The organism is Pseudoxanthomonas sp. 68-E7, assembly GCF_057773145.1.
In genome coordinates, this window is the sequence record NZ_JBYMTI010000002.1 from 677,532 (window position 1) to 696,401 (window position 18,870).

Annotated in this window: 19 protein-coding genes and 1 tRNA gene; 9 read left to right on the forward strand and 11 right to left on the reverse strand. The window is 67.7% G+C overall.

From position 1 onward, the window contains the following. Positions 1-21 precede the first annotated feature (21 nt). Positions 22-1,098, forward strand: a complete 1,077-nt coding sequence (gene queG, locus AC3DE2_RS07630; protein WP_295382976.1) for a tRNA epoxyqueuosine(34) reductase QueG — start codon at positions 22-24, stop codon at positions 1,096-1,098. Between the two features lie 88 nt (positions 1,099-1,186). Here the strand turns inward: queG and pgi are convergent, their stop codons facing one another. The 6 genes from pgi to pcnB form a co-directional block, all read right to left on the reverse strand. Further along, positions 1,187-2,704: a glucose-6-phosphate isomerase gene (gene pgi / locus AC3DE2_RS07635; RefSeq protein WP_488425691.1), complete on the reverse strand. Its 1,518-nt coding sequence runs from the start codon at positions 2,702-2,704 to the stop codon at positions 1,187-1,189. After that, complete coding sequence (panD, locus tag AC3DE2_RS07640) at positions 2,701-3,081, reverse strand: aspartate 1-decarboxylase (protein WP_295382974.1); 381 nt, start codon at positions 3,079-3,081, stop codon at positions 2,701-2,703. The genes pgi and panD overlap by 4 nt, the downstream gene beginning before the upstream one ends. A gap of 114 nt (positions 3,082-3,195) precedes the next feature. Beyond that, positions 3,196-4,038 (reverse strand): pantoate--beta-alanine ligase, encoded by an 843-nt coding sequence (panC, locus tag AC3DE2_RS07645; protein WP_488425692.1) that lies wholly within the window; start codon positions 4,036-4,038, stop codon positions 3,196-3,198. Between the two features lie 48 nt (positions 4,039-4,086). Next, positions 4,087-4,899 carry a 3-methyl-2-oxobutanoate hydroxymethyltransferase gene (gene panB, locus AC3DE2_RS07650; protein ID WP_295382971.1) on the reverse strand — a complete coding sequence of 271 codons (813 nt, stop codon included), beginning with the start codon at positions 4,897-4,899 and terminating at the stop codon, positions 4,087-4,089. A gap of 17 nt (positions 4,900-4,916) precedes the next feature. After that, positions 4,917-5,408: a 2-amino-4-hydroxy-6-hydroxymethyldihydropteridine diphosphokinase gene (folK, locus tag AC3DE2_RS07655; protein WP_295382970.1), complete on the reverse strand. Its 492-nt coding sequence runs from the start codon at positions 5,406-5,408 to the stop codon at positions 4,917-4,919. Further along, positions 5,405-6,793: a polynucleotide adenylyltransferase PcnB gene (gene pcnB / locus AC3DE2_RS07660; protein ID WP_295382968.1), complete on the reverse strand. Its 1,389-nt coding sequence runs from the start codon at positions 6,791-6,793 to the stop codon at positions 5,405-5,407. The genes folK and pcnB overlap by 4 nt, the downstream gene beginning before the upstream one ends. Before the next feature lie 32 nt (positions 6,794-6,825). On the opposite strand from pcnB, the gene AC3DE2_RS07665 reads away from it, so the two are divergent. Next, positions 6,826-6,900 (forward strand) — tRNA-Glu (locus AC3DE2_RS07665). Between the two features lie 78 nt (positions 6,901-6,978). Here the strand turns inward: AC3DE2_RS07665 and AC3DE2_RS07670 are convergent. From AC3DE2_RS07670 to AC3DE2_RS07680, 3 genes are all read right to left on the reverse strand, one after another. After that, positions 6,979-9,012 carry a M3 family metallopeptidase gene (locus AC3DE2_RS07670; RefSeq protein ID WP_488425693.1) on the reverse strand — a complete coding sequence of 678 codons (2,034 nt, stop codon included), beginning with the start codon at positions 9,010-9,012 and terminating at the stop codon, positions 6,979-6,981. 100 nt (positions 9,013-9,112) lie between these two features. Then, complete coding sequence (locus AC3DE2_RS07675) at positions 9,113-10,213, reverse strand: PLP-dependent cysteine synthase family protein (RefSeq protein ID WP_488425694.1); 1,101 nt, start codon at positions 10,211-10,213, stop codon at positions 9,113-9,115. A gap of 98 nt (positions 10,214-10,311) precedes the next feature. Beyond that, positions 10,312-11,016: a pirin family protein gene (locus AC3DE2_RS07680; protein ID WP_488425695.1), complete on the reverse strand. Its 705-nt coding sequence runs from the start codon at positions 11,014-11,016 to the stop codon at positions 10,312-10,314. A 309-nt stretch (positions 11,017-11,325) separates the two neighbouring features. Between AC3DE2_RS07680 and fdxA the strand changes: the two genes are divergently transcribed. After that, positions 11,326-11,649: a ferredoxin FdxA gene (gene fdxA / locus AC3DE2_RS07685; protein ID WP_295382961.1), complete on the forward strand. Its 324-nt coding sequence runs from the start codon at positions 11,326-11,328 to the stop codon at positions 11,647-11,649. Positions 11,650-11,806: 157 nt separating this feature from the next. On the opposite strand, the gene AC3DE2_RS07690 is transcribed toward fdxA, so the two are convergent. Both AC3DE2_RS07690 and dapA read right to left on the reverse strand, forming a co-directional pair. Further along, the gene (locus AC3DE2_RS07690; RefSeq protein ID WP_488425697.1) at positions 11,807-12,331 is read right to left on the reverse strand and encodes a hypothetical protein; all 525 of its coding nucleotides are present in this window, start codon (positions 12,329-12,331) and stop codon (positions 11,807-11,809) included. A 15-nt stretch (positions 12,332-12,346) separates the two neighbouring features. After that, on the reverse strand, positions 12,347-13,255 hold the full coding sequence (dapA, locus tag AC3DE2_RS07695; RefSeq protein WP_295382958.1) for a 4-hydroxy-tetrahydrodipicolinate synthase: 909 nt from the start codon (positions 13,253-13,255) through the stop codon (positions 12,347-12,349). Positions 13,256-13,416: 161 nt separating this feature from the next. Between dapA and AC3DE2_RS07700 the strand changes: the two genes are divergently transcribed. From AC3DE2_RS07700 to AC3DE2_RS07725, 6 genes are all read left to right on the forward strand, one after another. Continuing rightward, on the forward strand, positions 13,417-13,977 hold the full coding sequence (locus AC3DE2_RS07700) for a glycine cleavage system transcriptional repressor (RefSeq protein WP_141453362.1): 561 nt from the start codon (positions 13,417-13,419) through the stop codon (positions 13,975-13,977). A 2-nt stretch (positions 13,978-13,979) separates the two neighbouring features. Further along, entirely contained in the window at positions 13,980-14,468 is a 489-nt protein-coding gene (locus AC3DE2_RS07705) for a peroxiredoxin (RefSeq protein ID WP_295382955.1), read from the forward strand. Between the two features lie 115 nt (positions 14,469-14,583). Beyond that, a complete protein-coding gene (locus AC3DE2_RS07710; protein WP_488425698.1) occupies positions 14,584-15,984 on the forward strand; it encodes a PhoH family protein in 1,401 nt (466 codons plus the stop codon). A gap of 121 nt (positions 15,985-16,105) precedes the next feature. After that, positions 16,106-16,357: a helix-turn-helix domain-containing protein gene (locus AC3DE2_RS07715; RefSeq protein WP_295382953.1), complete on the forward strand. Its 252-nt coding sequence runs from the start codon at positions 16,106-16,108 to the stop codon at positions 16,355-16,357. 61 nt (positions 16,358-16,418) lie between these two features. After that, positions 16,419-17,138 carry a YoaK family protein gene (locus AC3DE2_RS07720; protein WP_488425699.1) on the forward strand — a complete coding sequence of 240 codons (720 nt, stop codon included), beginning with the start codon at positions 16,419-16,421 and terminating at the stop codon, positions 17,136-17,138. Between the two features lie 14 nt (positions 17,139-17,152). Then, a complete protein-coding gene (locus AC3DE2_RS07725) occupies positions 17,153-18,841 on the forward strand; it encodes a SulP family inorganic anion transporter (RefSeq protein ID WP_488425700.1) in 1,689 nt (562 codons plus the stop codon). Positions 18,842-18,870: the final 29 nt, after the last annotated feature.

An 18,870-nucleotide genomic window follows, 5' to 3' on the forward strand; every position in this document is an offset into this window, starting at 1 on the left:
GGCCGATTCTATACTTGCCGCATGTCGTCCACCGCGCCCGCCCTGCTGCCGGACCCCGCCGCGCTCGCCACGCGGGTACGGGATCTGGCGCGCGAGTTCGGTTTCCAGCGCTGCGGCATCGCCGGCATCGAACTGGGGCCGGACGAGGATCACCTGCGCGACTGGCTGGCGCAGGGCCTGTACGGCTCGATGGACTGGATGGCGCGCCATGGCGACAAGCGCAGCCGGCCGCAGGAACTGCTGCCGGGGACCTTGCGGGTCATCTCGGTGGGCCTGGATTACGGCCGCAATGACGGCGACGACGCCTGGCGGACGCTGGCGGACGGCGAGCGCGCCTACGTGGCGCGCTACGCGCTGGGACGCGACTACCACAAGCTGATGCGCAATCGCCTGCAGCGGCTGGCCGAGCGGCTGCAGGAGGAAGTCGGGCCATTCGGCCATCGCGTGTTCGTCGACTCGGCACCGGTGCTGGAACGCGCGCTCGCGCGCAACGCGGGACTTGGCTGGATCGGCAAGCACACCTGCCTGATCGACAAGGAAGGCGGCTCCTGGTTTTTCCTGGGCGAGATCTACGTCGACCTGCCGCTGCCCATCGACGCGCCCGCCAGCGCGCACTGCGGCACCTGCGTGCGTTGCATCGACATCTGTCCGACCCGGGCAATCACCGCGCCCTACCGACTGGATGCGCGGCGCTGCATCTCCTACCTGACCATCGAGCACGACGGGGCGATACCTGAAGATCTGCGCGTGCCGATGGGCAACCGCATCTTCGGCTGCGACGATTGCCAACTGGTCTGTCCCTGGAACAAGTTCGCCAAGCGCCATGACGAACCCGACTTCCGCGCGCGCAACGATCTGGACACCGCGACCCTGCCGCAGCTGTTCGCCTGGGACGAAGCCGAATTCCTGCGCCGCACCGAGGGCTCGGCGATCCGCCGCAGTGGCCACGAACGCTGGCTGCGCAACATCGCCGTCGCGCTGGGCAATGCGCCGACGACACCCGAGGTGCTGGCCGCACTGGCCTCGCGCCGCGATGATCCGTCGGCGCTGGTGCGCGAGCATGTGGCGTGGGCGTTGCAGCGGCATTCGCAGCCATGACACCGTCCCCGTAGGAGCGACGTGAGTCGCGACGACGGAAACCATCCGGTCGCGACTCACGTCGCTCCTACAAGGTGCTTCCTGAAGATCAGCCGCGCTTGCGCAGCTCTTCCAGCAGGACGCGGGTGACCGGATCGCTGACTTCGGCCTGGTCCTTGAGCGCCGGCAGCAGGCCATTGGCCAATTGCTTGCCCAGCTCCACGCCGAACTGATCGAAGGCGTTGATGCCCCACAGCACCGATTGCGCGTACACGCTGTGCTCGTACATGGCGATCAGGCCGCCCAGGGTCTGCGGGGTCAGCGCGTCGAGCAGGATCAGCGTGCTGGGGCGACTGCCCGGATACGCGCGGTGCGGATCTTCGCTGCCCTGCCCGTTCGCCAGCGCCTCGGTCTGCGCCAGCAGGTTGGACATCAGCGCCAGGTGGTTCTCGGCGTAGGGATCGTCGTTGCGGACGGTACCGATGAAATCCAGCGGCACGATGCCGGTGCCCTGGTGCAACGCCTGGAAGAAGCTGTGCTGCACATCGGTGCCGGCCCCACCCCACCATACCGGCACGGTGTCCACGCCCACCGGGCTGCCGTCCAGCTTCACCGACTTGCCCAGGCTCTCCATCACCAGTTGTTGCAGGTAGGCCGGCAGCAGTGCCAGGCGCTGGTCGTAGGTCATCACGCCATGCGCGGCATGGCCGAGCGCGTTGCGGTTCCAGATCGCGGTCAGCGCGTGGCGTACCGCGATGTTGCCGGCGGGCGCGGTGTTCAATACGTGCGCATCGAAGTCCGAGGCGCCGGCCAGCAGTGCCTCGAAGCGCTCGAAACCGATCGCCAGCGCGATCGGCAGGCCGACCGCCGACCACAACGAGTAGCGGCCACCGACCCAGTCCCACATCGGCAGGACGCGCGCCGCATCGATCGCGAACGCGGCGGCCGCGCGCTCGGGATTGGCGCTGACCGCGTACAGCCGGTCGCTGCTGCCCAGCCAGTCGCGCAGGATGCCGCCGTTGAGCAGGGTTTCCTGGGTACCGAAGGTCTTGGAAATCAGGATGGCCGCGGTCTTGCGCGGATCCAGCGGCGCCAGCACGCGCTGGGCGGCTGCGCCGTCGACGTTGGAAAGAAAATGCACGCGGAAGCGGCCCGGCAACGGGCCGCGCAACGCATCGGCCACCAGCCGCGGGCCGAGATCGGAACCGCCGATGCCGACACTGACGATGTCGGTGACATCGCTGGCTTCCAGATCCGCGATCAGCGCGGCCATGCGCTCGCGCACCGCGCTGGCGGTGGCGAAGGCCTCGCGCGCGACGGCGGCCCCGGAGTGATTGCCGCGCAGGGCCGTGTGCAGGGCGGCGCGGCCTTCGGTGACGTTGACCTTCTCGCCATCGAACAGGCGCTGGAACGCGCCCGTCAGATCCCGCGATTCGCCCAGCGCGAGCAGCGCCGACAACGCGTCGCGGTCATAGCCCTGGCGGGCGAAGTTGAAATACAGCGGGCCGTGGCGCAGTGCGAAGTCGTTGGCGCGCGCCGGATCCTGCGCCAGCAGCGCCGGCAGGGATTGCCCGCGCAGGCGCGCGGCGTGGGACTGCAATGCGTCGAAACCCGGTGTCTGGCTCATGCGGCCTGCTTGGGGATGCTGTGGTTGGTGTGGGTGATCGCGTTGTTGCCGTCCACGTAGATCAGCTTGGGCTGGAAGCGCTCGGCTTCCTCCTCGCTCATGCCGGCGAACGCGGCGATGATGATCAGGTCGCCGATCTGCACGTGGCGCGCGGCGCCACCGTTGAGCGAGATGATGCCGCTGCCTTCGTCGGCGCGGATGGCGTAGGTGGAAAAACGCGCACCGTTGGTCACGTCCCAGATGTGCACCTGCTCGAACTCGCGGATGCCGCTGGCGTCCAGCAGCAGGCCGTCGATGGCGATCGAGCCCTCATAGTTCAGTTCGGCGTGGGTGACGGTGGCGCGGTGGATCTTGGTCTTGAGCAGGCTGAGTTGCATGGCGGGGGTGACGGACCACGGAGGAAGCGGAAGTTTAGCAGCGGCCGGCGGCGGCCGCCGTGCATGCGGCGCGTGAAAACGCGCGAAACAGGAAGCGGACGAAGGGCGCCGCGCTCACCACTCCAGGTTGTCGATCAGCCGGGTCCGGCCCAGGCGGGCGGCGACCAGCGCGACCCGGCTACCGGTTTCGCCATCCGCCGGCTCGCTCAGGTCGGGTCGACGCACCGTGGTGTAGTCCACCACGAAGCCGGCCTCGGCCAGCTGGCGGCTGGCGGCGCTTTCGACCTCCACCCGCGGGTTTCCAGCGACGATGCCGTCGCGCATGGCGGTGAGCACGCGGCGGATCTCCGCGGCGCGCGGGCGCTCGTCCGCCGAGAGGTATTGGTTGCGCGAACTCATCGCCAAGCCGTCGCTCTCGCGCACGATGCTGCCGGCGAGCAGTTCGATCGGGAATGCCAGGTCCGCCACCATCTGCCGGATGACCGCCAGTTGCTGGTAATCCTTCTTGCCGAAGGCCGCCAGGTCCGGCTGCACCTGGTTGAACAGGCGTGCGACCACGGTGCACACGCCATCGAAATGACCGGGACGGTGCGCGCCTTCCAGCAGGCTGCTGACGCCCGGCACGTGCACCCGGGCGGCCAGTTCCACGCCGAACGGATACATCGATTCCACCGTGGGCAACCACAGGACATCGCAACCGGCGCCCTCGAGACCGCTCATGTCCGCTTCCGGCGTGCGCGGGTAGCGGGTGAAGTCCTCGTTGGGACCGAACTGGGTCGGATTGACGAACACGCTGGACACCACGCGGTCGGCGTACTGCCGCGCCAGCATGACCAGCGAGTAATGGCCCGCATGCAGGTTGCCCATCGTCGGCACCAGCGCGACTTTCAGGCCCTCGCGTTTCCATTGCCTGACGCGGGCGCGCAGATCGTGCGGTTCGGTGATGGTTTCTAGCATGTAGGTGTCCGCGGAAAGTGCGCTGGCGCGCCGCGCCGGAAGCGTGGCTCAGTAGGAATGGCTGGCGTCGGGGAAGCTGCCGTCGCGCACAGCGTCGGCGTAGGCGCGCACGGCGCCGGCGATCGAACCGCCTTCGGCGAGGAAATCCTTGACGAACTTCGGCCGGCGGTGGCCGCTGTCCAGGCCGAGGAAATCATGCAGCACCAGCACCTGGCCATCGCAGTCCGGGCCGGCGCCGATGCCGATGGTCGGGATCGCGATGTCGGCGGTGATGGCGGCGGCCAGCGGCGACGGCACGCATTCCAGCACCAGCAGCGCCGCGCCGGCTTCCGCCACCGCGCGGGCATCGGCACGCAGGCGCGCGGCGGCGGCCTCGTCGCGGCCTTGTACCTTGTAGCCGCCGAACTTGAGCACCGACTGCGGGGTCAGGCCCAGGTGCGCGCAGACCGGGATGTCGCGCTCGGCCAGGAAGCGGATCACTTCCAGCTTGTGGCCGGCGCCTTCCAGCTTGACCATCTCCGCGCCCGCCTGCAGCAGCGCGATCGAGGCGTCCAGCGCGCGCTCGGGCGTGGCGTCGGACTGGAACGGCAGATCGCTGATCAGCAGCGCGCGGTTCAGGCCGCGGGCGACGGCGGCGGTGTGGTAGGCGACGTCGGCGGTGCTGACCGGGAGGGTCGAATCGTGTCCCTGCACCACCATGCCCAGCGAATCGCCGACCAGGATCAGGTCGGCGCCATTGGCATCGAAGACCCGGGCGAAACCGGCGTCGTAGGCGGTCAGCATGACCAGCTTGCGTCCATCCCGCTTGGCCTCGGCCAGGGCGGGAACGGTCCAGGGCTTGCTATCGGCGTGGGTGCTCATGGGAATGCATTATCCCCTCATAACGGCTGGATGTTCGACCTTTCCAGGCCGGACGCTGCATCCCGCGCGTAGCCGTGCCCCGGGATCCAGGCATCCGGCGCCACGTCCAGCAGCGGCACCAGCGCGAAGGCGCGTTCGTGCAGGCGTGGATGCGGCAACTGCAGTCCGGGCACATCGAGCACCCGATCCCCGAACAACAGCAGATCCAGATCCAGCCGGCGCGGGCCCCAGCGCTGCTCGCGGCTGCGATCGCGGCCGAACTCGCGCTCCACCGCGAGCAGGTGCTCCAGTAACGTAACCGGTTCCAGCGTGGTGCGGAGCACGGCCACGGCATTGATGAAATCGGGCTGCGCTTCCAGGCCCCAGGCCGGGGTGCGGTAGAGCCGCGACAACGCCAGGCATTCGGTTTCCGGCAGTTGCCCCAGCCGGACGGCGGCCGCGCGCACGCTGGCCTGGGCGTCGCCCAGGTTCGCGCCCAGGCCGACGAAGGCCGTGGCCGGCGGATTCATTCCGGCGAAGCGGCGCTGCTGCGACGGCGACGGCGGCGACGACGGCGACCTTGCGGCCCCCCCTCTTCGTCCGCCGTGCCCGGAGCGGAAACCAGCGCGTTGGCCAGGACCTCGGGCGATTGCGCCTGGGCCTCCCGCCAGAACGCCACGTCCTCGGCATGTTCGCTGGATGCGGAAAGACGCAGGACCAGGAAATCGAAGGCGGCGCGGAAGCGCGGATGGGTCAGCAGGCGCATGACCCGCTTGCGCTGGCGGTTGCCAAAGCGCGTCTGCAACAGCCAGATCTCCTGCATCGGCAGCGAGAAGCGGCGTGGCAGCGCGATGGTATTGAGCTGGTGCAGGGTCACTCGATCGGCGGCGCGGCGCTGCGCTTCCTCCGCATGCACGCCCTGGGCCTGCAGCGCCATCAGGGCGCGGCAGTATGCCGGCCACAGCAGCAAGGCGAACAGGAACGCCGGCGACACCGGCTCATCGTTGGCCACGCGCCGATCGGTGCCGGCCAGGCCTTCGAGCAGCATGCGGCGCAGCGCCCCGCTGCGGTTGGACGCCAGTGCCGCGGCGGTCTCCGGCAGCAGCACGCCGAGCAGGCCGAAACGCTCCAGGCCCTCGAAGCTGGCCACCGCGTGGCCGGACAGGAACAGCTTGAGGATTTCCTCGAACAACCGCGCCGGCGCGGCGTCGGAAAGCAGCGACGCCAGCCGCGCGATGGGCTCCGCGGTGGCCGGCTCGATCGAGAAGCCCAGCTTGGCGGCCAGGCGCACCGCGCGCAGCATGCGCACGGGGTCCTCGCGGTAGCGCTGCTCGGGGTCCCCGATCAGGCGCAGCGTGCGGGCCTGCACGTCCTCGAAACCGCCGACGTAGTCGCGCACCGAGAAATCCTCGATGGCGTAATACAGCGCATTGGCAGTGAAGTCGCGACGGATCGCATCGTCCTCGACGGTGCCGTAGACGTTGTCGCGGACCAGCCGGCCATTCTCCATTTCGCGATCGCCGCTGCCGTCGTCGCTGTTGGCGCGGAAGGTGGCGACCTCGATGATCTCGCTGCCGAACACCACGTGGGCCAGGCGGAACCGGCGGCCAATCAGCCGGCAATTGCGGAACAGCTGCTTGACCTGCTCCGGGGTGGCGTCGGTGGCGACGTCGAAATCCTTGGGGTGCCCACCGACCAGCAGGTCGCGCACGGCCCCGCCGACCAGGTAGCCGGCGAAGCCCGCGTCACGCAGCCGGTACAGCACGCGCAGGGCATTGGGACTGATGTCCTTGCGCGATATCGGGTGCTGGTCGCGGGGAATGCTGCGCAGGGTGATGTTCGGGGTAATGGTGGCGGTTCCGTTGGTTGTCTCGTCGCCCCGGCGGGCGATTGCCGAAGGCCGGGGTAGCCGCATATACTAATGCGCTTCGCCGGCATCACCCAAACGCTCCCTTCGTCTAGTGGTTAGGACGTGGCCCTCTCAAGGCTAAAACAGGGGTTCGAGTCCCCTAGGGAGCGCCAAACCGGCTGGACATGGCACGGGCCCGGCCCGTCGCGCCGGGGCCGGCAGGTCGTCCGCCGGCCTTCCTTCCCCGTCCCCTACGCCATGCCGCTGTGCCGCAGCAGCGCGTCGATGCGTGGTTCGCGTCCGCGGAACGCCCTGAAATTCTCGGCCGCGCCACGGCTGCCGCCGCGCGCCAGCACCTCGCCGCGGAAACGGGCTCCGGTCTCGGCCAGTTGCGCAGGCGCTTCCTCGAACGCGGCATAGGCGTCCGCGCTCAGCACCTCGGCCCATTTGTAGCTGTAGTAACCGGCCGCGTATCCGCCGGCAAAGATGTGGCTGAACTGGTGCGGAAAGCGGTTCCAGGCCGGCGGTCGGTTCACCGCGATCTCGTCGCGCACGCGCTCCAGCAGCGCAAGCACGCTGTCGCCGGCCGGGTCGCGGCCGCCGGCATGCAGCAGCATGTCGAACAGGCCGAACTCCAGTTGCCGCACGGTCGCCATGCCGCTCTGGAAGTTCTTCGCCGCCAGCATCCGATCGAACAGATCGCGCGGCAGCGGCTCACCGGATTCCACGTGCGCGGTCATCGCCCGCACGCGCTCCCATTCCCAGCAGAAGTTCTCCATGAACTGGCTGGGCAGCTCCACCGCGTCCCATTCCACGCCGTTGATGCCGGCCACCGCCAGCTCGCCGACCCGGGTCAGCAACTGGTGCAGGCCATGGCCCATTTCATGGAACAGGGTGGTGACTTCGTTGTGGCTGAAGGTCGCAGGCTTGCCATCGGCGCCGCGGCCGAAGTTGCAGACCAGGTATACCAGCGGCGTCTGCACGCCCTGCCCCGCCGCGCGCTCGCGGCGGTTGCGGCCATCGTCCATCCAGGCGCCGCCGCGCTTGCCTTCGCGTGCGTACAAATCCAGGTAGAACTGGCCCACCAAGCCGCCTTCGCCATCGACGAGGCGGTAAAAGCGCACGTCCGGGTGCCAGACCGGCGCCTGGTCCGGCTCGACCCTAAGACCATACAGCGCATGGATCAGATCGAACAGGCCGGCCAGCACCCTGGGTTCGGTGAAGTACTGCTTCACCTCCTGCCCGGAATAGCTGTAGCGCGCCTGCTTGAGCTTCTCGCCGGCCCAGGCCAGGTCCCAGGCCTGCAGGTCCGCCAGACCCAGTTCGTCGCGCGCGAATGCCTCCAGTTCCGCGCGGTCGCGCCGCGCATGCGGCAGCGCCCGGCTGCCCAGATCACGCAGGAAGGCCAGCACCGCCTGCGGACTGTCGGCCATCTTGGTGGCCACCGAATAATCCGCATAGCTGGCGAATCCCAGCAACGCCGCCAGTTCGGTGCGCAGGGCCAGGATGCGTTCGATCAGCGGGCTGTTGTCCAGCCCCGCATCGTCGCCCAGTTCGGAGGCACGTACCGCGCTGGCGCGATAGAGCTGCTCGCGCAGTGCCCGATCCTCGGCATAGGTCTGCACCGGCAGGTAGCACGGCATCTGCAGGGTCAGCTTCCAGCCGTCGCGTCCGTCCTTTTCGGCCTGCGCGCGGGCGGCGGCCAGCACGTCCGCGGGCAATCCGGCCAACCGCGCCTCGTCCTCGACATACAGCGCCCACGCGTCGGTGGCGTCGAGCACGTTGTTGGAGAACTTCGCCGACAGCGCCGAGAGTTCCTCGCGGATGGCGCTGAAGCGCGCCTTGCCCGCGTCGTCCAGTTCGGCGCCGCCCAGGCGGAAATCGCGCAACGCGTTTTCCAGTACCTTGCGCCGCGCCTCGTCGTAGCCGGCGGCTTCCGGCGACTGCGCCAGCGCCTTGTACTGCGCGTACAGGGCCAGGTTCTGTCCCAGCGCGCTGCCGAAACGGGTGACCTTGGGCAGGTTGGCGTTGTAGGCCTCGCGCAGTTCCGGCGTATTGACCACCGCCTGCAGGTGGGTGACCTGTCCCCACGCCCGGTACAGCCGCTCGGTGGCGTCGTCGAGCGGCACCACGAAGCCGTCCCAGCTCACCGGCGCCACCGCCTCGGCCCGCTTCACTTCCGCCTCCGCCTCGGCCAGCAACCGGTCGATGGCGGGGGTGATCTGATCGGGGCGGATCGCGTCGAAGCGCGGCAGGCCGGAGAAATCGAGCAGCGGAAGGGTCACGGGGAACTCCTGGAATCGGGCGGCGTGTACGCGAAACACCTGTCCTAGGTGGAGGCGGCCGGCCCGGATCCAAGCACCGGACCCCGTCCACCCGTGTTCGTCAGCGCACCGCCGAGGACAGTTCGGGCAAGGACCGGCCGGCGGATGCGGCCGAAATCGCGGCGTCGCTGGTTTCCACGTCGATGCCGTTGTCCCGGTACCAGGCGGGATCGTAGTAGCTGTGCGCATAGCGCTCGCCGGCATCGCAGAGGATGGTGACGATCGAACCGGCGCGCCCGGCCTGCTTCATCCGCTGCGCCGCCCACAGCACGCCGACGAAGTTGGTGCCGGTGGAGCCTCCCACGCGTCGTCCCAGCCGCGCGCTGACCTCGCGCATCGCCGCCAGCGAGAGCGCATCCGGCACCTTGACCATCGCGTCCACGCAACTGGGCAGGAAGCTTGCCTCCACCCGCGGCCGGCCGATGCCTTCGATGCGGGAACCGCCGGTGCTGGCCAGGTCGCGCCACGGACGGCCTGCCAGCGCTTCCCGATAGCCGTCGAAGAACATCGAGACCTCCGGATCCGCGCACAGGATGTCGGTGGCGTGCTGGCGGTAGCGCACGTAGCGGCCCAGGGTGGCGGCGGTGCCGCCGGTACCGGGACTGCAGACGATCCATGCCGGCACCGGGTGCGGTTCTGCCGCCATCTGCTTGAAGATCGACTCGGCGATGTTGTTGTTGGCGCGCCAGTCGGTGGCGCGCTCGGCGTAGGTGAACTGATCCATGAAATGCCCGCCGGTCTCGCGTGCGAGCTGGCGCGATGCGTCGTCCAGATCGCAGGCGCGTTCGACCAGGTGGCAGCGCCCGCCTTGGAATTCGATGGCAGCGATCTTTTCCGGAGAGGTGCTGGCCGGGATCACCGCGATGAAGGGGACACCGAGCAGGCGGGCGAAATACGCCTCCGATACCGCAGTCGATCCGCTGGACGCCTCGATTACCGGCGCGCCCTCGCGCAGCCAGCCGTTGGCCAGCGCATACAGGAACAGCGAACGCGCCAGCCGGTGCTTGAGACTGCCGGTGGGATGGCTGGACTCGTCCTTGAAATAGAAGTCGATGTCCGGATAACCGGGCAGCGACAGCGGAATCAGATGGGTGTCGGCCGAACGATTGAAATCGGCTTCGATTCTGCGGATGGACGCGGCCACCCAGTGACGGTGCGACATGGAGCGGGAATGTCCGGAAGGAAACGGTCGCCCGGCATTATCCCACTCCCGGCCAGCGGATGTTCCCGGACGACGGGCGCCGTCCGGGAGTGCTCCGCTCAGATCCGGGGCAGATCGAACACCAGCACTTCCGCGCTGCGACCGGCACCGACCGTGATCAGCGGCTCGCCTTCGTACAGCAGCGCATCGCCGGCCGCCAGCGCGTGACCGTTGACGGTGAGCTCGCCCCGCGCCACGTGCACGTACCCCAGGCGGCCATCGGCCAGGCGCAGTTCGGCCTTCTCGTCACCGTCGAACAGGCCGGCGTAGACACGTGCGTCCTGGTGCAGGGCCACCGAGCCGTCGGCGCTGTCCGGGCTGGCGATCAGGCGCAGGTGCCCCTGCTTGTCCGCGGCGGAAAACGCCTTCTGCTCATAGGACGGCGCCACACCCTGCCGGTCCGGGATGATCCAGATCTGCAGGAAATGGGTGGTGCCGGTTTCGCTGTAGTTGAACTCGGAATGCTGCACGCCGGTACCGGCGCTCATCCGCTGCACGTCACCGGGCACGATGCTGGACGCATTTCCCATCGAATCCTTGTGGCCGAGCGCGCCCTCCAGCACGTAGCTGATGATTTCCATGTCGCGGTGGCCGTGCTGGCCAAAGCCGCGTCCGGCTTCCACCCGATCCTCGTTGATGACCCGCAGCGGGCCCCAGTGCACGTGGTTGTCGTCGTAGTAGCCGGCGAAAGAGAAGCTGTGCCAGGAATCCAGCCAGCCATGGTTGGCGTGGCCGCGTTCGGCGGCCGGGCGCAGGGTGATCATCGGGAACCTCCTCGGGAAACGTTGGCGAAAGGATGCGGTTCCGCGGAAGCAGGATAAACAGCTCGCCGACCAATGGGCTGTTCCAATTTCAGGATGATTGGCATTCAAACAGCAAAAACAAGGCCACTACTGGAACAACATGGCCCCCGCCCCGCTTGAGCCCCGGCGGCGATCCGGGCCAAGGCGCGGTGCCTGGATCCCTGCGCTGCGCGACCCGTGCGCTCCGGCCGGCACGCGAACCACAATCAATGTCATTCCGCCGTGCGCGTTGCTTTAAACTTGTCGGGTTTCCGTTTCGATGCTCTGCCAATGCCCTTCGTCGTCACCGAGAATTGCATCAAATGCAAATACACCGATTGCGTGGAAGTCTGTCCGGTGGATTGCTTCCACGAAGGCCCGAACTTCCTGGTGATCGACCCCGATGAGTGCATCGACTGCACGCTGTGCGAGCCGGAATGCCCGATCAATGCGATCTATCCGGAGGACGATGTCCCCGCCGGACAGGAAAACTACGTGCAGTTGAACGCGGAGCTGGCCAAGGACTGGCCGGTGATCACCACCCGCAAGGAACCGTTGCCCGACGCCAAGGAATGGGAAGGCAAGCCCGGCAAGCTGCCGCTGCTGGAGCGCTGAGCCTCCGCTCGTCCGCAGGCGCGGCGCCACCCCGCCTCTTCGGCTTCGTCATCCGCCTTGGCGGATCTGGCCTGAAATCCCCTCGCCGGCCTGGCCGCGAGGTCCGCAAGAAAAAGGCGCCCCGAAGGCGCCTTTTTCATGGCCGATGCGGGCAAACTCAGTTGCCGAGCTTGGCCTTCAGCGCCGCGATCAGCTTGGTGGCCGCCTCGCCCTGCGCCGGCAGGCCACGCGGGTCCACCGCGGAGACATAGGCGCCATCCTGCAGACTGACCACGCGCACCAGGAAGTTGCTGCCTTCGTAGTTCACGTCGTAGGTGCCCAGCAGTTGCGCGCGGCTGGCGATGCTCACGCCTTCGATGCCGCCCAGCGCGTCACCGACCTTGGCGAAGGCCTCGTCGCGGCTGCCGGCGGTGTTGAAACCGGTGCTGGACGCCGCCGCCGGGGCGCTGCCCTGGCCCTGCGACTGCACCTGCGAGGCGGTGTTGGGCAGGGTCATCGCGCCAGCGCTGCTGGGCAGGTTGAGATCCGGCGGCACTTCCAGCGGACGCATTTCCGGGCTCAGCGCGTAGTCGCCCTTGGCGCCCTTCTTGCTGAACCACTTGCAGCCCGACAGGCCGCCGGCCACGGAAACGGCCAGCAGCGCGAGGGCGAGCGGACGCATGAGCGAAGGCGAAAAACGCATGGTGATCTCCTGGGTTCAGGCCGCGATCGTATCGCGGCTGGATTGTTCTTCGAGTCGACGGGCCAGTCCGGCCAGTCGATCCGCGGTGTCCTGGTGAGGGGCGGACAACGGCAACAGGGGCAGTCGCAGCCCGGCGCCGATGTCCTGGCGCTGCAGCAGCGCCTTGACCGGGATGGGATTGGATTCCACCCCGAGGAAGCCATAGATCTCGCCCAGTTCCGCGTCCAGCGCGGCAACCGCCGCGGTGTCCCCGGCGCGGGCGCGATCGCAGAGGCGACGGAAGCTGCGGGGCAATGCGTTGGAACCGACCGAGATGAGTCCATCGGCCCCCGCCAGCATGGCCCGGCCGGCCGTCGGATCGTCGCCGCTGAGGATGGCGAAACCGTCGTTGCGCAACGCCAGCAGCGCGCTCATCCGCTCCGGTTCGGAACGGGCTTCCTTGATGCCGACGATATGCGGATGGGGCGCGAGTTCGGCGACCGTTTCCGGCAGCATGTCGCAACCGGTGCGGCCCGGCACGTTGTACAGGACCACGGGCAGCCCGCCCTGCTCGGCCACCGCGCGGTAATGCGCGATCAGGCCAGCCTGGGTCGGCCGCACGTAAGGCGGGGTGACCACCAGCGCGTATTCGGCGCCCGCCGCCTGCGCGCGGCGGGTCTGGGCGATGGTCTTGGCGGTGTTCATCTGGCCGGTGCCGGCCAGCACCGGAATACGCCCACCCAGGGTTTCCACCGCGATCCGCAGCAACCGCTCGTATTCCTCGTCGGACAACGCCGCCGCCTCGCCGGTCGAACCGGCGACGACCACGCCCTGCGTGCCGCCGTCGAGCTGCTGTTTGAGCAGCCGGCGCCAGGCGTCGAGGTCGAGTTCGCCAGCGGCCGTGAACGGCGTGGCCAGAGCGGTGATGCTGCCGGAAAGGGACAAGCGTATGCCTTCTTGAACGTCTTGTTGAACAGGGGGCTGCGCGGCGTCCGCGCACCCTGCGATGTTACTTGCGGCGTGAAAGCGCGGGCAAGTATGCTGGATCCCGTGCCGGGCGCCAGCCCGGGGTGCCATTCAGACTCGCCGCCTTGCCGGAAGCCGCTTTGACCGATCCCACGCCCCGGCCTTCGCCGAACGAAAACCACCTCCTGATCAACGCCTATACGACGCATCCGGAGTCCCCGCTGTTGGCGGTGACGCGCCGGATCGCGGACAGCGGCTGCAATCTGGTCGACGCCCGCCTGTCCACGGTGGGCCGGGACGTGTCGGTGACCGCGCTGGCGACCGGTTCCTGGGACTCGGTGGCCAAGCTGGAAGCCATGATGACCCGGCTGGAGCGCGAGGAAGGCCTGAAGCTGGTCTGGTACCGCACCGGTCCGAAGGTCGTGCAGTCCAACCTGCTGCCGTACATCGTGGAAGTGGTGGCCGCCGACAAGCCGGGCATCCTGTTCCAGCTGGCCGACTTCTTCGATCGCCAGGGCATCACCATCGAGAACCTGCAGAGCACCCGTTACCGGGCCATGCAGACCGGGGCGGAGATGTTCTCCGCGCAGGTGACCATCGGGGTGCCCGCCAACATGCACATCGCCGCGCTGCGCGACGATTTCCTCGAATTCTGCGACCATCTGAACCTGGACGCGATCATGGATCCGATGAAGTTCTGACGATGACGGCGATCAGCACCGGCAAGGCCCTGCCCAAGGCGACCCTCAAGCTGCCGCTGGCGCTGTCCGGCGGCGAACACGCCACCCTCGCCGACCATGCCGGCCAATGGCTGGTGCTGTACTTCTATCCCAAGGACAGCACGCCCGGCTGCACCACCGAAGGCCTGGACTTCAACGCGCTGCTGCCGAAGTTCAAGAAGTTGAACGCCACCGTGCTCGGCGTATCGCGCGACTCGGTGAAGTCGCACGACAATTTCTGCGCCAAGCAGGGCTTCAAGTTTCCGCTGGTCAGCGATGGCGACGAGAAACTCTGCCAGGCGTTCGACGTGATCCACGAGAAGAACATGTACGGGCGCAAGGTGCTGGGCGTGGTCCGCAGCACCTTCCTGATATCCCCTGACGGCCGCCTCGCGCAGGAGTGGCGCGGCGTCAAGGTTCCCGGCCATGCCCAGGCCGTGCTGGACGCATTGAAGGCGCTCCAAACCCAGTGATCGAACCGTTCTCCACCTTCTCCACCATCCCGTGTCGCGGCGGGCGTGGTGGTTCGCTGCTGTGCGCTCTCCGCGACGCGTGTTCACACATACCATCCTCCATGAGGCTGCCTGAATGACCCGAAGCAAGCGCATCTATGTGCTGGACACCAACGTGCTGATGCACGACCCCACGGCGCTGTTCAAGTTCGAAGAGCACGACGTGTTCCTGCCGATGCAGGTGATCGAGGAACTGGACAACGCCAAGAAGGGCACCTCCGAAGTCAGCCGCAACGCCCGCCAGGTCAGCCGTTTCCTCAACGAACTGATCGTCGGCGCCGGCGCCGATCACATCCAGGCCGGCATCACCCTGACCCACCCGCAGGGCCTGCAGCTGAAATCGCGCGGCCAGATCGGCAAGCTGTACTTCCAGGTCAAGCCGGTGGATCCGGGCCGCACGTTCGGCACCGTGGCGCCGGACAACAAGATCCTGGCGTCGGTACTGGAACTGCGCGAGGAACATCCGGAAGTCCCGGTCATCCTGGTGTCCAAGGACATCAACCTGCGCATCAAGGCCTCGATCAGCGGGCTGGCCGCCGAGGACTACGAGAACGATCGCGCGCTCGACGATTTCAGCCTGCTGTACACCGGCGCCACCGAGCTGGGCGAGGATTTCTGGCACAAGCACAACGCCGATCTGCGCAGCTGGAGCGACAAGGGCCGCACCAGCTACGAGATCACCCTGGCCGACGACGAGGACTGGTATCCCAACCAGTACCTGTACCTGCCCGGCGACGACGAGGTCGAACTGCGCGTGGTCAAGGTCGGCGCGGACCGCAAGGCCACGCTCACCATCGTCGATGATTTCCGCCACGGCCAGCACGCGGTCTGGGGCATCACCGCGCGCAACCGCGAGCAGAACTTCGCGCTGAACGCGCTGATGGATCCGGAAATCGATTTCGTCACCCTGCTCGGCACTGCCGGCACCGGCAAGACCCTGCTGGCGCTGGCGGCCGGCCTGGCGCAGACGATGGACCAGCAGCGCTACCGCGAAATCATCATGACCCGCGCCACCGTCAGCGTCGGCGAGGACATCGGCTTCCTGCCCGGCACCGAGGAAGAAAAGATGACGCCGTGGATGGGCGCGCTGACCGACAACCTGGAAGTGTTGACCCACAACCAGGAAGGCGGCGCCTGGGGCCGCGCGGCGACCAACGATCTGCTGGCCAGCCGGATCAAGATCCGTTCGATGAACTTCATGCGTGGCCGCACCTTCCTGAGCCGCTACCTGATCCTGGACGAGGCGCAGAACCTGACCCCGAAGCAGATGAAGACCCTGATCACGCGCGCCGGGCCGGGCACCAAGATCGTCTGCCTGGGCAACGTCGAGCAGATCGACACGCCCTACCTGACCGAGACCACCTCCGGCCTGACCTATGCGGTGGACCGGTTCAAGGTCTGGGCGCACAGCGCACACATCACCCTGCGCCGGGGCGAGCGCTCGCGGTTGGCAGACTACGCCTCGGAAGTGCTCTGAGGCTCATGCTCTCCATCTCCGCCCTACAATTTGATGTATAAAACATCATAATTAAATCCAGAAGCTTGCATAGGCACGGCTGAGAAGCGCATCATGGGCGGCGTTCCGAAGGACGCCACCCATGATCACCTCCGCACAGATGCGCGCTGCCCGCGCCCTGCTTGGCGTAGACCAGCGCACGCTGGCCGAGCTCGCCGGCGTATCGCTTCCGACCATCCAGCGCATGGAGGCCAGCGAAGGCACCGTGCGCGGCGTGGTGGACACGCTCATGAAAGTAATCGCGGCGCTGGACGGCGCCGGCGTCGAACTGATCGGCGACGGGCAGCCCAGCCGCGGCCTGGGACGCGGCGTGCGCCTGAAGGAACCGGCATGACGTCGCGGCGCTCCCCGCTTCCTGCCTGCTGCCGCAATCCACAGCGGACCCGCTGAGTGCGATGGCCGCGCAACTGCCACGCTGGGTCTGGGTAGGCGCCATCGTGCTGGCCTGCATCGCCGGCATGATCAACGTCGTGGGCTACCTGGGTTTCGAACACCAGGCGCTCAGCCATCTCACCGGCACCACCAGCCTGCTGGGCGCGGCGCTCGCCGACGGCGACTGGCGCGCGATCGGCCAGTTGTGGGGCATCCTCATCGCTTTCAGTGCGGGCGCCACGCTCAGCGGCCTGATCATCCAGGACAGCACCCTGCGGCTCGGCCGCCGCTACGGGGTGGCGCTGGCGGTCGAGTCCGTGCTGCTGCTGGCATCCGTGCCCTTGTTCATCCGCCAGCAACTGGCCGGCGCCCTGCTGGTGGCCATGGCGTGCGGGCTGCAGAACGCCATGGTCACGACATACAGCGGCGCGGTCGTGCGCACGACCCACCTGAGCGGCATGTTCACCGACCTGGGCATCGGACTGGGGCACGCGCTGCGCGGCATGCCGCTGCCCCTGCGCCGGTTGACCCTCAGCGGCCTGATCATCAGCGGCTTCCTCGGCGGCGGCGTCCTGGGGACTTGGCTGTTTCGCGCCCTGCACTACCACGCACTGCTGGTTCCGGCGGTGCTCACCGGCCTGACCGGGATCAGCTACGTGCTCTACCGCAACTGGGTGCTGCTGCGACAACGCCGGCATTCGGCGCCGCGCGACGCCCGGCAGCCTCCCTCACGGTCCCGCTAGCCACGGAACACGCCATGTCCGCCTTCAACCTGCACGACTACCTGCGGCAGTTCATTCCGAAGTCGTACACCGTGTTGCATGAAGGTTACCGTTGGCAATCGCTGCGGCAGGACGCGCTCGCCGGACTCACCGTCGCCATCGTCGCCCTGCCGCTGGCGATGGCATTGGCAATCGCCAGTGGGGCCGCGCCGGAGAAGGGCCTGTACACCGCCATCGTGGCCGGTTTCCTGATCTCCGCACTGGGAGGCTCCCGGGTTCAGATCGGCGGCCCGACCGCGGCATTCATTCCGGTCGTATTCGTGGTCGTCGAGCGGTTCGGGTTCGGGGGATTGATCCTGTGCACGCTGCTGGCGGGACTGATGCTCATCGCCGCCGGCCTGCTGCGCCTGGGCACGCTGATGAAATACATGCCACAGCCCGTCATCACCGGCTTCACCGCCGGCATCGCGGTCAGCATTTTTTCCAGCCAGATCAAGGATGCCCTCGGCCTGCGGATGGAGACCCTGCCATCGGAATTCGTTCCCCGCTGGATCGCCTACGCCCGGCATGTCGATACCATCCAGGTGTCGGCATTGGCACTGACGATGGTGGGCCTGGCGGTGATCTTCGGCCTGCGCCACTGGAAACCAAAATGGCCGGGTTTCCTGATCGCGCTGCTGGTCTGCACCGGCATGGGCCTCGCGTTCGCCCTGCCCGTCGACACCATCGGCACGCGCTTTGGCGATCTTCCCTCCGCCCTGCCCAGCTTCGACTTTCCGCACATTCCCTTCGAGCGCACGCTGGAGATGTTGCCCAGTTCCTTCACCATTGCATTCCTGGCAGGCGTGGAATCCCTGCTGTCGGCCGTGGTGGCGGATGGCATGATCGGCAGCCGGCACCGCTCCAACGGCGAGTTGGTCGCGCAGGGCGTGGCCAACGTGGGAGCCGCGCTGTTCGGGGGCCTGCCGGCGACCGGGGCAATCGCGCGCACCGCGACCAACATCCGGGCGGGAGCCCGTTCGCCGGTGGCGGGAATGCTGCACGCGCTGTTCCTGCTGCTGTTCATGCTGCTGCTGGCGCCGCTGATGCGCTACGTGCCACTGCCGGCATTGGCCGCCGTGTTGCTGGTGGTGGCCTGGAACATGAGCGAACACGAACATTTCCGGCATACCTTGTCGGCTCCCTGGGGAGATCGCCTGGTCCTGTTGCTGACCTTCCTGCTGACGGTGTTCTTCGATCTGACCATCGCCATCGAAGTCGGCCTGGTGGTGGCGACGTTGGTGTTCATGCACCGCATGGCCGAAAGCGTCGAAATCAGTTCGGGGATGCGCTCGATGGACGGCGAGGAGAGCATCGACGAGGGCCAGCGCGCGCAGTTGCCGCCGTGCGTGGAGGTCTACCAGATCAGCGGGCCATTGTTCTTCGGCGTGGCCAACCGGCTCGACGACCTGCTCGATCAGTTCCTGGAACCGCCGCGGGTCTTCATCCTGCGCATGCGGCTGGTGCCACTGATCGATGCCAGCGGCGTGCATGCCATGGAAAACCTGGCTCGCCGCTGCCAGCGCCGCGGCATCGTCCTGATCGTCTCCGGCCTGCAAACGCAGCCCAACCGCGTGCTGGCCGGCATGGATTTCGGCGAACGTCCGGGCCAGGTTCATTTCGTGGCCAACTTCGAGCGCGCGCTGAAGCTGGCCACATCACTGGTGGAGAGGCCACCGGCCTGAGGCCCGGGCGACGCGATGGCCGGTACAGG

Coding starts and splice junctions, on each gene's coding strand:
- AC3DE2_RS07710 (WP_488425698.1), top strand. CDS start 14,584: ATGACCCGAAGCAAGCGCATCTATGTGCTGGACACCAACGTGCTGATG.
- AC3DE2_RS07705 (WP_295382955.1), top strand. CDS start 13,980: ATGACGGCGATCAGCACCGGCAAGGCCCTGCCCAAGGCGACCCTCAAG.
- panC (WP_488425692.1), bottom strand. CDS start 4,038: ATGCTAGAAACCATCACCGAACCGCACGATCTGCGCGCCCGCGTCAGG.
- fdxA (WP_295382961.1), top strand. CDS start 11,326: ATGCCCTTCGTCGTCACCGAGAATTGCATCAAATGCAAATACACCGAT.
- AC3DE2_RS07690 (WP_488425697.1), bottom strand. CDS start 12,331: ATGCGTTTTTCGCCTTCGCTCATGCGTCCGCTCGCCCTCGCGCTGCTG.
- AC3DE2_RS07680 (WP_488425695.1), bottom strand. CDS start 11,016: ATGATCACCCTGCGCCCGGCCGCCGAACGCGGCCACGCCAACCATGGC.
- panD (WP_295382974.1), bottom strand. CDS start 3,081: ATGCAACTCAGCCTGCTCAAGACCAAGATCCACCGCGCCACCGTCACC.
- queG (WP_295382976.1), top strand. CDS start 22: ATGTCGTCCACCGCGCCCGCCCTGCTGCCGGACCCCGCCGCGCTCGCC.
- panB (WP_295382971.1), bottom strand. CDS start 4,899: ATGAGCACCCACGCCGATAGCAAGCCCTGGACCGTTCCCGCCCTGGCC.
- AC3DE2_RS07725 (WP_488425700.1), top strand. CDS start 17,153: ATGTCCGCCTTCAACCTGCACGACTACCTGCGGCAGTTCATTCCGAAG.
- pgi (WP_488425691.1), bottom strand. CDS start 2,704: ATGAGCCAGACACCGGGTTTCGACGCATTGCAGTCCCACGCCGCGCGC.
- pcnB (WP_295382968.1), bottom strand. CDS start 6,793: ATGCGGCTACCCCGGCCTTCGGCAATCGCCCGCCGGGGCGACGAGACA.
- folK (WP_295382970.1), bottom strand. CDS start 5,408: ATGAATCCGCCGGCCACGGCCTTCGTCGGCCTGGGCGCGAACCTGGGC.
- AC3DE2_RS07720 (WP_488425699.1), top strand. CDS start 16,419: ATGGCCGCGCAACTGCCACGCTGGGTCTGGGTAGGCGCCATCGTGCTG.
- AC3DE2_RS07675 (WP_488425694.1), bottom strand. CDS start 10,213: ATGTCGCACCGTCACTGGGTGGCCGCGTCCATCCGCAGAATCGAAGCC.
- AC3DE2_RS07715 (WP_295382953.1), top strand. CDS start 16,106: ATGATCACCTCCGCACAGATGCGCGCTGCCCGCGCCCTGCTTGGCGTA.